10 protein-coding genes are annotated in these 12,940 nt (G+C 46.6%); 4 read left to right on the top strand and 6 right to left on the bottom strand.

From position 1 onward, the window contains the following. From ACN4EK_RS17595 to ACN4EK_RS17575, 5 genes are all read right to left on the bottom strand, one after another. A partial coding sequence (locus tag ACN4EK_RS17595) for an RsmG family class I SAM-dependent methyltransferase (RefSeq protein ID WP_431659372.1) occupies positions 1-267 on the bottom strand: 267 nt, incomplete at its 3' end. A gap of 155 nt (positions 268-422) precedes the next feature. Continuing rightward, positions 423-893: a DUF4383 domain-containing protein gene (locus tag ACN4EK_RS17590; protein ID WP_431659370.1), complete on the bottom strand. Its 471-nt coding sequence runs from the start codon at positions 891-893 to the stop codon at positions 423-425. Positions 894-1,008: 115 nt separating this feature from the next. Further along, positions 1,009-1,215 (bottom strand): chlorophyll a/b-binding protein, encoded by a 207-nt coding sequence (locus ACN4EK_RS17585; RefSeq protein ID WP_431659369.1) that lies wholly within the window; start codon positions 1,213-1,215, stop codon positions 1,009-1,011. 204 nt (positions 1,216-1,419) lie between these two features. Beyond that, the gene (locus ACN4EK_RS17580; protein ID WP_431659368.1) at positions 1,420-1,698 is read right to left on the bottom strand and encodes a hypothetical protein; all 279 of its coding nucleotides are present in this window, start codon (positions 1,696-1,698) and stop codon (positions 1,420-1,422) included. A gap of 418 nt (positions 1,699-2,116) precedes the next feature. After that, on the bottom strand, positions 2,117-2,830 hold the full coding sequence (locus ACN4EK_RS17575; RefSeq protein ID WP_431659367.1) for a YwaF family protein: 714 nt from the start codon (positions 2,828-2,830) through the stop codon (positions 2,117-2,119). A gap of 496 nt (positions 2,831-3,326) precedes the next feature. Between ACN4EK_RS17575 and ACN4EK_RS17570 the strand changes: the two genes are divergently transcribed. Both ACN4EK_RS17570 and ACN4EK_RS17565 read left to right on the top strand, forming a co-directional pair. Further along, positions 3,327-6,674 (top strand): DEAD/DEAH box helicase, encoded by a 3,348-nt coding sequence (locus ACN4EK_RS17570; protein ID WP_431659366.1) that lies wholly within the window; start codon positions 3,327-3,329, stop codon positions 6,672-6,674. A 4-nt stretch (positions 6,675-6,678) separates the two neighbouring features. Beyond that, the gene (locus ACN4EK_RS17565) at positions 6,679-7,512 is read left to right on the top strand and encodes an SWIM zinc finger family protein (protein ID WP_431659365.1); all 834 of its coding nucleotides are present in this window, start codon (positions 6,679-6,681) and stop codon (positions 7,510-7,512) included. A gap of 34 nt (positions 7,513-7,546) precedes the next feature. Here the strand turns inward: ACN4EK_RS17565 and ACN4EK_RS17560 are convergent, their stop codons facing one another. Then, the gene (locus ACN4EK_RS17560; protein ID WP_431659364.1) at positions 7,547-8,239 is read right to left on the bottom strand and encodes a transposase; all 693 of its coding nucleotides are present in this window, start codon (positions 8,237-8,239) and stop codon (positions 7,547-7,549) included. Between the two features lie 253 nt (positions 8,240-8,492). Here ACN4EK_RS17560 and ACN4EK_RS17555 point away from each other — a divergent pair, with 253 nt between their 5' ends. Together ACN4EK_RS17555 and ACN4EK_RS17550 are read left to right on the top strand one after the other, a co-directional pair. Continuing rightward, entirely contained in the window at positions 8,493-11,234 is a 2,742-nt protein-coding gene (locus tag ACN4EK_RS17555; protein ID WP_431659362.1) for an ATP-binding protein, read from the top strand. A gap of 8 nt (positions 11,235-11,242) precedes the next feature. Next, positions 11,243-12,478: a hybrid sensor histidine kinase/response regulator gene (locus ACN4EK_RS17550; RefSeq protein WP_431659361.1), complete on the top strand. Its 1,236-nt coding sequence runs from the start codon at positions 11,243-11,245 to the stop codon at positions 12,476-12,478. Positions 12,479-12,940 lie beyond the last annotated feature (462 nt).

Raw genomic sequence — 12,940 nt, 5'->3', positions numbered from 1 at the left:
AGATGTGTATAAGAGACAGCCCTTACCTTCCCCACTCTCCCCCACCAGAAACCCTTTAATTCCCCGTAATGAATCCCAGAGATGTTTCTCCCAAAAATCATCCGGTTCAGTGATACGAGTGAGGTTGAACTGTTGATTACCCGCCAGAATTCCGGCGTAGAGTTGTTGAAATTGCTCGGTCTGGGTGGGGTGAGGTTGCCACTTTAAGGTGTCGAGCCAAAGAACAGAATGATCAGGTAAGGCGGAGTAGGATGCAGGGTTAATCATGAGCCATTAACAGGATAGCGATCGAGATCATAATGCAAAAAAGCAGCCCATAGAGGACTGCTGGAGTAGCAAGAGAATTGAGGTGAGGCCACGATGCAACGGCATTGATCCAAATCTATTCAGCCGCGATCGCGATAGAGGCTCAGTTCGTTGGATTACACACCAGATTGCACACTGGATGAAGACCCAGGAGTGGTGATTTCTGCCGGTTTGATAAAGCCGTAGTAATAGGCGATCGCGGCAACCAGGATATTTAACCAAACATTGTTGCCATATAGGGGCATCGTGCCGAACAACGTATTGGTGACTGGCAGGATACCGAGCAGGGCACTAAGGGCGTAAACGATAGTAAAGATACGGTTGAAGACAATGGCTCCACTGAGGCTAGTAAAGGCGGCAATCCCCCAAAGACCCACTAAAATTCCGATCGCATTGTGAAAATAGTTCGTGGGAAAAATTCCAAATAGGTAGCCGTAGCCACTGATGGGATAGGCATTGGCAGGGCTAGCAACGAAAGCAGGAACGAAACCAGCCAAACCCAAAAGGAAGAAGAAGATGCCTAAACTTAGGGCACAATAGCGAATGGATGCAATGGATGCAGGGGATGAGGTTGGCGATGTTTGCATAGTGATGTCTCGTGTTAGGTCAAAACTCTCTGTTGCCGAGTAGTCCGAGGCTGAAAAGGATGGCTCTACTCGGGTCGTTCATGGCGCAATTGAATGCTACGATCGCTGGAATGTTTTACCGAATCAGATGCAGCACATGGCGTAGGACGCTATATCCAGCTATATCCCACAGGAGATAAGCGACAAACCCTAGCATGGCTAACCGACCATTCCAGAGTTCCTGTTGAGGATTCCAGCCGAAGATCCAGGCATTGCGATCAGAGCCATTGTAGGCGGGAGTAACGGTAGGGACTTGATTGGCTCTGTTGGTTCCAGTGGTCATGAGCGTAATTCCTGATCGTTCTTGGTTGCGACTTCATGCTAACGATTCGGTTTTCGCTCGCAGTCTGCTTTAGGATCAGCTTTGTTCTATATCTCAGGATGAGGTTTTGAGTGAAGCTGAATGATGCGATCGATGCAGGCTGAACTGAAAGGGGAGCGGGTGTTTTACCTGACGCTCAAGCCGAGATTTCTGTTGCCAGTAGCGTTAATATCTGAGGCTGGGAGAGATAAATAGATCGATCGCCTCACCCAGTCCCAGGCTGAGTCCGGCAATGGTAACGAGGGATAACAGAATATCTTTTTCGGGAAACCCTGCTACTCGGAGTTCCATGTCAGCAAACAGGATCGTTAGAACCGGGAGAAAAAATAGGTTGAGGAAGAAGGGTTTAACGAGCAAAGCAATAACGATCACACTTGTGAGCAGACTGATGCCAATGACAGTAAATAACCGTTGATGTCTCAACCAGTCCAAAAATTCAATCATAGGAGCATTTTTCCAAGCCAGAACTAAGGTAGCGATTAGAACACAAGCCCCCAACAACCAGATGATTTGATGAGCCGATAAATACCAGCCTAAAAGTATATAGGATATCCCCATCAACGTGAGAGATAGCCAGGTTTTTTGGAATATAGATTCTGTGTTCATAACCCAGGCTATGGCGCTCTACCCTGTATCAATTCAACCAGATGGCAACTACAACTATAGCGAACTGCCTATGGTCTAAATTCGTTGAAAGGCATAAATCCTGAAATTCTGTTTGGTTAGAACTTTCGACCAAGAAAGTCAAGAACTTTTACCCAGATAAGATATTTTAAGGGGAGTAAATAATACTCGTGTCGATCGTAAAGAGTGTCAGTGACCAAGAATAGGGAAGTCCTCCCTGTTTTGTAAACAGGATTTCTCACCTTGCCCTCACGATGACAAAAGCAAGATAGAGTAGCAAAACCACAAGGATTCCTACCCCTTCCATGCCGAAGATATACCAGGGCCAAGGCGGCATCGCATCCAGGATGGTTGGAACGTTGGGTTTATGGGCAATAAACAGATAATTACTGCCAATTAAGCTATTAATAATGGCGACAACCAGCAGGTAAAGATTGAAGCCGACGATTAGTGCAGGTAAGATTCTCAATGTGGGACGATAGCCTTCCACAATAGTCATATACAGTGCTGTGGTGATAATCAGGCTATGACTCAGGAAGGTCTGAAAAAACAGAAAGTGGGGATAGCCGTAGGAACCCAGATCCGGAGTGAGTAGAGCTTGCAGCGCCCCGCCAATCCCCAAAAAATAGCACAGTTGATATAAGTTAGAGGACTTTGTCAGGAGCGTTGCGATACTGACATAGTTCATGATGCTACATAAATGGAAAGGCAGCATGGTTTGGATTGACCAACCACCAGTCAGCAGATTCCAAAGATGCCAGACCACCTCATTGAGTAAAATGACAATCGCTAGACCGTGTCGAAGACGGTAGTGTTTACGCTTGGCAGTTTGCATACCCATCCTGATGAACAGGAAATTTAGTAGGACAAGGATGCCCAATGCAATTAGGTGGGGAGAGCTAAATAGTTGAAATGGTTCTCCACGATAGTCCTGGGCAAAGTAGTGTTTCATTTCCCCAGCAATGCTGTTCTCCTGGTTAATTGATAATTTGCCCTCATGTTTAGGCAGGATGGTAACGGCATGAACCTTGCGATCGTTTTGTCAGCCAATCAGACGTTTCCTGCCAATTCTATCGGCGAGTAGCATAATCGACTTTAAGTACAATCGCGCCATTTATCGGTAAACTGCCACATTAGCTGCAAAGCTTTAAATGTTTCTTGTCAATGCTCGATAATTTGTTAAGAAGCTTTAAGCTTTTCTAGCACTGCTTATACCTCAAGCTTAAAACTTAAGCCTTTCTTATCACGGATTAAATCTCAGTCACTCGGATTCAAATCTTTCTAGCTTAGGTTTGAACATGAGTGAGTGAGGTTCGTTTCTCAGTTACTTTGGTTCATGCAGTATGGACAGAGTATCACGTTGTCAGCCAACAGCGAGGATTATTGCATTTGCTGGCACTTCTCGGTAGGCTGAAAGGCAAACATGATCGGGTTAAGGCGGTTTGCCGATGCGGATTCTTCATGGCACTTGGATTCCCCAGGCGGAAGCGGAATTTGTCCAACCAGGGACATTTTATCTGTGGGTGGAAACAACAGAACTCACGCGATCGCGGAAACCAAGCCAACAACATCCGCGACAGGTCGCTGCCGCAGAGTTGGTCACATTGCTGAGTCAGGAACTAGGGGTGCAACTGTTACCGCACCGGAAACCGGAAGAGTTGATTACACCACAATATTTTCTATTGCCCACTGTAGATCATCAGCCATTACCCTCGCTGGAATTATCCCGGTATTTGGAGACAGAATTACCGGAAACCTTTGAATGGCAATCCTGGCAGGTCGATTGTTATCCCACCCTGACGATGGTGAAAACGGGTGCTGCTGGAACGGCTAGAGCCAACAATGTCGTGAATTTGCTGAACGATCTGCATTTCATCGCCATGCATAATCTGGCAGACGTGCAGTTAGGGTCGGATCTATTGTTTTGGTTTCACTATACTCAAGCTCTGAAGCGGTTACTATTTAAAGACCAGTACATTCCGGCACTAAAATATCGAGAATTAATCGTACCCAAAGCAACCGGAAAAAAAACAGGGAAGACAACAAAATCGACGGCGAAAACCGCAACTTCAACAAAAACGACTCGCCGGACTCAAACCACAACTCAAGAAACTCGGAAAAAACGATCGGCAGGCAAGACGAAACAGGCGGCAGCAACACAGACGATCGATGTAGGTGTGGTATCAGATGAATTTGAGATTTATCCAGGTTGGGAATTCATTGGTGAGGAGTATGAAGCGTTAATTCAGCAGTATGTAGAGTATATGCCGTTAGTTTGTGTGGCAGGATTTGCCGAACCACCAGAGACACCGGAATTTTACGATCGCGAAACATTACTCCGGCATTTCTCAGAATGCTTACTGACCGAGATTGTCACCCATACCTACACCACCCAAGCCTTTGAAAAAACGATCGCAGATTCACTCTTGTCCGATTGTCTGCATCCCAGACAAAGTGGCATGCCCTGGCAGACAGTCACCCGGCTAGAGCAATACAAACAATGGCAGGCATGGCGCGATCGCATCGTCAAAACCCAGTCGGAGCTGCCATTTCACCTATATTTTCAGTTGCATGATCCCACTAAAGCCGAGGAGTCGTGGGAGTTGCAGTTTCAGGTGGCTCCCAAAAGTGACCCGTCGCTGAAGCTATCATTGCAGGACTATTGGCGCATGCGTCCCAAGCAGCAGCAACAGCTACAAAAGCAGTTAGGGCAGGACTTTGAACAGCATTTATTAATGAATTTGGGCTATGCCGCTCGAATTTATCCCGCCCTATGGCAAGGGTTAGAAACAGATCAGCCTGTAGGCATTCACCTGGATTTGGATGCCGCGTTTGATTTCTTGAAGGAGTCGGCATGGGTGTTGGAGAATGCGGGCTATAAGGTGATTGTGCCTGCCTGGTGGACTCCGCAGGGACGGCAACGGGCGAAGGTGCGGCTGAAGGCAACGGGCAAGTCACTTTCGGGGGGTGAGGATAAAACGAAGAAATATTTTTCGTTTGAAAGTTTGGTGGAATATCAGTATGAGCTGGCGATCGGGGGTAAGAAGGTTAGTGAGCAGGAATGGCATCAATTAGTTAACGCCAAAACTCCCTTAGTTAAATTTCGTGGGCAATGGCTGGAGTTAGATCAGGACAAAATGCGGCAAATGCTGGAGTTCTGGAAGAACCAACAGCAGGAGCAACCGGAACTGAGTCTGCTGGACTTTCTCAAGTTAACGGCGGGAGAGGAAGATGAGCTAGAAATCCAGGTCGATCGCAAGGATGTGCTGTCTGACATGTTGGCGAAACTGGGAGATAAGAGCCAACTTCAGCCGATCGCAGATCCAAAAACACTTCAGGGCAACTTACGGGAATATCAAAAACGGGGAGTGTCCTGGCTGCAATACCTGGAACAGATTGGCTTAAACGGTTGTCTGGCAGATGACATGGGGCTGGGAAAAACCATTCAGGTAATTGCCCGATTGTTGCAAGAACGAGAATTAGCCAAACAACGAAAGATTAAACAGGTTCCACCCACGCTATTGATCGCACCCACCTCTGTCGTGGGGAACTGGGAACACGAAATCCATAAGTTTGCCCCCGATCTTAAGGCGATCGTGCATCATGGTAATCAGCGATCGAAGGATAGCAAGGAGTTTAAGCAAGCCTGCCGGGAACACGATATTGTGATTACTTCGTTTGCTCTGGCACGCAGGGATCTGAAATTATTCAGTGATGTGCAGTGGCATCGCATTGTTTTGGATGAAGCACAGAATATTAAGAATCCGAAAGCGGATCTGACGAAAGCCGTATTGAAACTATCCGCGCCCCATCGCTTAGCATTAACAGGAACTCCAGTCGAAAACCGATTATTGGATCTGTGGTCAATCTTCAATTTCCTCAATCCCGGCTATTTAGGCAATCAAACGCAATTTCGTCGGAACTTTGAACTCCCGATCCAAAAACACAACAATCCCCGTCAAGCAACTACCCTGAAGAAACTGGTAGAGCCATTTATTTTACGACGGGTTAAAACCGATCAAGCCATTATTAAAGACTTACCAGATAAAGTCGAACAGAAACTATTTTGTAATTTAACCAAGGAGCAAGCTTCTCTCTACGAAGCCGTTGTTAAAGATGTAGAAGAACAACTGACTACGGTTGAAGGAATGAAGCGGAAAGGGTTAATTCTAGCAACCCTGACTAAACTAAAACAGGTATGCAATCATCCCCGGCAATTTCTACAAGATGGCAGTGATTTTACTCCCGAGCGATCGCACAAATTAACTCGACTCAGTGAAATGGTGCAGGAAGCGATCGAGGAAGGTGAAAGTATGCTGATTTTCACCCAATTTAATGAACTGGGAGAGGCATTAGAGAAATATTTGCGGCATTCCTGCCATTTGAATACTTATTACTTACATGGCGGCACATCCCGCACCAAACGCCAGCAAATGATTAGCGAATTTCAAGACCCCGAGACAGAACCCTCTGTGTTTGTGTTGTCGCTGAAAGCGGGTGGCGTAGGTATTACCCTGACTAAAGCCAATCATGTGTTTCACTTCGATCGCTGGTGGAATCCCGCCGTAGAAGATCAAGCCACCGATCGCGCCTTTCGGATTGGGCAGAAAAAGAATGTGTTTGTCCACAAGTTTGTGGCGATCGGGACGTTGGAAGAACGGATTGACGAAATGATCGAAGATAAGAAAAAACTGGCAGGGTCGATCGTCGGTGCAGATGAATCCTGGTTGACGGAATTAGACAACGATGCGTTCAAACAGCTAATTGCCTTAAATAAAACTGCGATTATGGAGTAGGGAAATGAGTCAATTTAGCCGAACCTGGTGGGGACAAAAGTTCATTGCGGCACTGGAACAATTTACGGACTCCGGACGGTTAAGTCGGGGGCGATCGTATGCCCGCAATGACAAAGTCAGAAGCTTTGAAATTCAGGATGGCAAAGTCATTGCCCAGGTACGCGGCTCAGTCAATCCTTATTTTGGCGTTTACAAAGAACCCCTTTATATCACCACGATCGATTTTCAACCGATTAGTGCCGCCAAATGGGCAGCCGCGATCGCGTTGATTGCTTCTAGAGCCAGTTTGATTTCACGATTACTCCTAAATGAAATCCCTGATAATATTGAGGATTCCTTTAAGACATTGGGTTTAAACCTACTTCCTCGTAGTAAAAAGGATTTCGATTCTAATTGTTCCTGCCCCGATTGGGAGAATCCCTGTAAGCATATTGCTGGCGTTTACTATTTGGTCGCCGCCGAACTCGATCGCGATCCATTTCTGTTGTTTGAACTACGCGGGTTATCCCGAGAAAATCTGCTGACAGAACTAGCAAAATCCCCGTTAGGACAAGCCCTTTCAGCAGAACTCCAGCTACAACAGCGACCACCCGAATCAGCAACATCCTACTACACCCTACCCAAAACTCATGCGATCGCAGAGGCAAGTTTACGCGACTTCTGGCATGGGACAAAACGGCTACCCGCCACGATCGATCCATTACCCCAAACCTTAGTCGCTGGCATTCCCGTCAAGAAACAAGGCGATTTTCCCGCATTCTGGCATCGAGATAATTCGTTTCTAGAAGCGATCGAAACAGTATATGAACAGGTAAAAACAAAAAACCAATTGCTCTAACCAGCTATTCATCGTTATTCCGATTTCCAATGCATTACCATTTTGAGGGATTATTGGGATGTAACTGCTCTTGTTGCCAGGATAGGGGATTGTTCTGAATGTATTGCCGTATTTGTTGTAGGGATTCTTCGCTGCGGACAATGTGTTCATAGTAATTGCGCTGCCAGATTGAGTTTCCTGGCGATCGCTGAATCCGATTCAACGATCGGGTTGTCACCGATTTAAAGTTGAGCACAATTGCCCCCACCGTCCCTGCCCCCAAACGCGGCGGTAGGGGCGCGGCATTCGGCAAACCATTTGTAGGCAAAGACAAGGGTTTCCTCCCGAATGCCACGCCCTCATGCGATCGAGGATAGACAGATTTTGGTTGATTACCTGCCGAATTGGGCGTGGCATTGGGATTAGAACTGTCGGTGGGGTCTTCTAAATTTTGCCCCAATGCCGCGCCCCTACCAGGGTTGTTTAATATCAGGATGCCGTGAATGTGATTGGGCATAATCACCCAGGCATCCAATTCTACCTGGGTATGATGGTGTGGGATTTTTAGCCATTGCGATCGCGCAATCTGCCCCAATCGATTTAATCGCATCTCACCATCAACAATTTCACCGAATAAGCACTGTCGTTGATGAGTACAAATGGTGATGAAATATGCACCAGGAGATGAATAGTCATATCCTTTTAGGCGGATCGATCGCCTGTGATGGTTATCGGGGTTATATTTCACAAAATTCTACCAATGCACCTGATTAATAGAATTCCCATTGAAGGGAATGCGATCGCCCCTGACCCTGATGATTCAGGACACTTGGCAGGTTATGAAATAATTTGTTTTAGGTGCAAAAAATTTGCCACATAATTGTCACATTTTTAATCTAGGATGAGAGAGTAGTCGATCGCGAATGACGATCGAATCGGGGTGTTTGTAGCGTTAGTCAACCATCAGGGTACGTTAATAGCATCATTCAGAATCATCAGTCATGCCCCACTCCCCTATCAGCCGTCACCAAATCCCTTTACGGTTACTGTTGATCGTGCCCTTCGTCGTGCAGACTGTAGCGGCTGTCGGGTTGGTGGGTTATTTGTCGTTTCGCAATGGGCAAAAGGCAATTAGTGACTTGGCGACTCAGCTAGGTAGTCAGGTCAGCGATCGCGTCGATCAGCATCTCGATACCTACCTGTCTACCCCCCGGCAACTGAATGAAATCAACCTCCGCGCCTATGAATTGGGGTTGCTGAATCTGGCGGACTTTAACCGCGTCGGGCAGTATTTTTGGAAACAAATGCAGGTTCACAACATTGGCTATATCAACTATGCCAATCAACAGGGTGAATTTATTGGGATTGAGCGAACTAATACGGGAGAGTTATTAATTAACGATCGCACCAATACGATCGCGCAAGGGAAATTGCAGGTATACGCCAGTGATACCAAGGGCAAGCGAATTCAGTTACTAGAACAGAAGGAGTACGATCCACGCCAGGAGGATTGGTACAGTGCCGCCATTAAAGCGCAGCGCCCAGTCTGGAGCCAAATTTATCAGTGGGAAGATAAACCGGAGATCCTGTCAATTTCATCCAGCTTTCCAGTGCGGAACCAGGCTCAGCAGATTATTGGCGTGATTGGGGTGGACTTGATTCTGTCGCAAATCAGTGATTTTCTGAAGCAGCTAAAGATTAGTCCCTCTGGTCAGGTATTCATTATGGAACGAGATGGCTCGATCGTCGCCAGTTCCAGTGCTGGTCAGCCATATCATCTACGGCAAGGTCAGCCTCGCCGGATGGCTATCTTTGAAATCACCGAACCGCTAATCCAAACAACAGTGCAGCAGTTACAACAGCAGTTTCAGAGCTTCGACAACATCGCAACGCGGCAGGAATTACACTTTACGCTAGACACAGGTGAACAAGCCTTTGCCTATGTCACACCCTGGAAAGATGAGTTGGGTTTGGATTGGCTGGTCGTTGTCACTGTACCCGAAGCGGATTTTATGGCACAAATTAATGCCAATACCCGAAATACAATATTGCTGTGTGTAGTGGCGTTAGCGGTAGCAATTCTCGTGGGGTTGTATACATCACGCTGGATTACCCGACCGATCGCCCGTCTGAGTAGCGCCAGTAGTGCGATCGCGGCAGGAGATCTAGAGCAAACGGTGACGGTACAGGGAGTCCGGGAACTGAACGATTTAGCGCGATCGTTCAATAGCATGGCAGCCCAGCTCAAAGCCTCGTTTACCGAGTTGGAACAGACCAATGAACGATTAGAACAACGGGTGGAAGAGCGGACAACTGAACTGCAAGCAGCGAAGGAAGCAGCAGATGCCGCAAATCATGCCAAAAGTGAGTTTTTAGCGAATATGAGCCATGAGTTACGAACTCCGTTAAATGGCATTTTGGGATATGTGCAAATCTTTCAACGGGATAAATTGTTTAGTCCCAAGCAACGGGATGGACTGGATATTATTTACCAATGTGGCTCTCATTTGCTGACGTTGATTAATGACATTCTGGATTTAGCAAAAGTAGAAGCCCGTAAATTGGAATTACAACCAACCAGCTTCAGTTTGGCTGAACTTCTGATAGGTGTGCGAGATATTTGTCAGGTACGGGCAGAACAAAAAGAAGTTCAGTTTCACTATGAGGTGCTGAATCATTTACCAATGGCTGTAGAAGCAGATGTCAAACGCTTACGTCAAATTCTTCTCAATTTATTAGGAAATGCTATTAAATTTACGGATGTAGGTAGTGTTACTCTCACAGTTGGAGTAGTTGCCAGAGTCGATGCAAGCCCATCTCAACCAGTTCACCGAGTACGGTTTCAGATTACCGACACGGGAGTAGGCATACCGCCAGAACAATTAGAAAAAATCTTTCTCCCATTTGAACAGGTCGGAGAACAGTTCCGTAAAGCTGAGGGCACTGGATTAGGGTTAGCCATCACCCAACGGTTTATTCAACTGATGGATAGTGAGATTCAGGTAGAAAGCACCTATGGGCAAGGCAGTCGCTTCTGGTTTGATTTGGATTTACCAGAGGCGATCGATTGGACTGAGCCAGATCCAGATCGATCGCTGCATTCAATCATGGGTTATGAGGGCGATCGTCGGCTGGTTTTGGTCGTGGATGATTTATGGGAAAACCGGGTGGTCATCGTCAATTTACTAGAGCCGTTGGGATTTACGGTGATTGAAGCCGCAAATGGGCAAGAAGGGTTAGAGAAAGCCCAACAGTATCAACCGGATGCTATCATTACCGATTTGGCAATGCCAGTAATGGATGGATTTGTCATGACGCAACAATTACGTGCCCTGCCAGCATTTCAACAGGCAGTGATCATTGCCTCGTCGGCATCGGTGTTTAATTTCAATCGCCAACAAAGTCATGCAGCAGGGTGTACAGATTTCTTGCCGAAACCAGTGCAAGCGATCGAGTTATTTGAGCAATTGCAACTCTATTTAAACCTGCAATGGCGTTATGAGTCAGAAACAGAGGTGGCATCTGCCCAACTAGCAACGACAATGCTCGTGCCAACGGCAGCAGAACTTGCGGCACTTTATGAAGCAGCCCAGGCGGGATATATTAACCGCATTCAAGCCGAGGCAACTCACCTTAAGCAACTTAATCCTGACTATGGTGTTTTTGCGGATCGGGTGTTGGCATTAGCGGAAGAGTTTGATGAGGAGGCAATCATTCAGTTGATTGCTTCCCATATTGGCTGAGGCAACGAATGATGCAACCTAAATTAAAAGAAACCATTTTAATTGTCGATGATGTCCCCACTAACATCAAAGTATTAGTCAATTTATTAGATGAATCGGGATTAAATATTGCGGTGGCAAAAAACGGTGAAAGTGCGCTAGAGAAAGTCCATAAAGTTGCTCCAGATCTAATTCTCTTAGATGTGATGATGCCGGGGATTGACGGTTTTGAAACCTGTAAACGCTTAAAAGCCGATGCCAGGACGAAAGAAATTCCGATTATTTTTATGACGGCACTATCCGATCCGGTGGATAAGATCAAGGGCTTGCAGTTAGGAGCAGTAGACTATGTCACTAAGCCAATTCATCAGGAGGAAGTATTAGCCAGGATTAATGTGCATCTGGACTTACGGCGGGCACGCCTGAGGCTGGTACGGGAGGAAAAACTAGCATCCTTGGGGCAATTGGTGGCTGGACTTGCCCATGAGATTAATAATCCAGTGAACTTTATTCATGGCAACCTGGCGTATGTCCAGCGTTATAGCCACGAGTTACTAGAGGCAGTGAAGCTGTATCAGTCTCAATGTTCTATACCAACGCCTGAAATTCAAGCCTTTTCAGAGCAGGTTGACTTAAGCTTTATTCAAATCGATTTGCCAAAACTGCTGACCTCGATCGAATTAGGCACCCGCCGGATTCAAGAATTGGTACGATCGCTGCGGATCTTCTCCCGCCTGGATGAAGCCGATTACAAGGCAGTGGATTTACATGAAGGGTTAGAGAGTACGTTAATGCTGTTGAGTAGCCAATTAGAGGCGAAAGCTCCTGATTCAGCAATTACCGTGACCCGCGAGTATACTGAGTTGCCATTAGTCGAATGTTATGCCGGGGAAATGAATCAGGTGTTTATGAATTTACTCACGAATGCGATCGATGCGATCGAAGATAAGCTCAAACTCTGGCGAGCTATGCCACATCCTGAACTACCGTATTACATCCCGAATATTCATCTCCAAACGGTGGTGCTGCCGGAGCAACAGCAGATCGCGATTCGGATTGCTGACAATGGCATCGGCATGTCGGAAACGGTGCAGCAAAAACTATTCGACCCATTCTTTACAACAAAAGCGATCGGTCGTGGGACTGGGTTAGGGCTGGCGATCGTTCATCAAATTATTGTCGAGCAACATCGAGGAACACTCAGAGTAAAATCAACTCCGGAGCAAGGTACGGAATTGATCGTGAGTATTCCGATGCGAACCTAACTAATCATTCAAACAACTGGAGACGATGAATGGGAAACAACCACCCACCAGACTAGAACCGAAATCGCCAGAACTAACAGTTTGGTAACAATATAAAGCAGGTCGTTTGAGGCCATCGTTGTAGAGAACATACCTCCCTCCCTGGTTACTGATAGAGATATCCAGCCACCATTTACCTCTAAGGGAACACTCCTCACGCCTTCCCCTATACTTCTATTGTCGCGTTAAGTCCCACAGTTGGCTGATGATGCCACAAATTGCAACAATGATGCCTTCCTCCAGATTAGGAGCCCGTGGTAATCGCACCTAAACCGATTAGGCTGAGTCAGCCCTCATTTGGATGTGTAGTGAACTGTCCTGCGACGTGTGACTCCAGCAAAAATTAGCCTGAGTCTTGTCAGTTTCCTAATTACTACTGTATTAATTAGGAATAATTTGCAATAGTTTAAGGCTCAGGTAGGC

The organism is Pantanalinema rosaneae CENA516 (assembly GCF_050753385.1).
In the GTDB taxonomy this organism is placed as follows: Bacteria; Cyanobacteriota; Cyanobacteriia; order Leptolyngbyales; family Leptolyngbyaceae; genus Pantanalinema; species Pantanalinema rosaneae.
This window is presented reverse-complemented; position numbering and strand designations above follow the sequence as displayed.

What these genes read in the sequence shown, in the direction of transcription:
- ACN4EK_RS17565 (WP_431659365.1), top strand. Translation starts at nt 6,679, where the DNA reads ATGAGTCAATTTAGCCGAACCTGGTGGGGACAAAAGTTCATTGCGGCA.
- ACN4EK_RS17550 (WP_431659361.1), top strand. Translation starts at nt 11,243, where the DNA reads ATGATGCAACCTAAATTAAAAGAAACCATTTTAATTGTCGATGATGTC.
- ACN4EK_RS17585 (WP_431659369.1), bottom strand. Translation starts at nt 1,215, where the DNA reads ATGACCACTGGAACCAACAGAGCCAATCAAGTCCCTACCGTTACTCCC.
- ACN4EK_RS17575 (WP_431659367.1), bottom strand. Translation starts at nt 2,830, where the DNA reads ATGAAACACTACTTTGCCCAGGACTATCGTGGAGAACCATTTCAACTA.
- ACN4EK_RS17570 (WP_431659366.1), top strand. Translation starts at nt 3,327, where the DNA reads ATGCGGATTCTTCATGGCACTTGGATTCCCCAGGCGGAAGCGGAATTT.
- ACN4EK_RS17555 (WP_431659362.1), top strand. Translation starts at nt 8,493, where the DNA reads ATGCCCCACTCCCCTATCAGCCGTCACCAAATCCCTTTACGGTTACTG.
- ACN4EK_RS17590 (WP_431659370.1), bottom strand. Translation starts at nt 893, where the DNA reads ATGCAAACATCGCCAACCTCATCCCCTGCATCCATTGCATCCATTCGC.
- ACN4EK_RS17580 (WP_431659368.1), bottom strand. Translation starts at nt 1,698, where the DNA reads ATGATTGAATTTTTGGACTGGTTGAGACATCAACGGTTATTTACTGTC.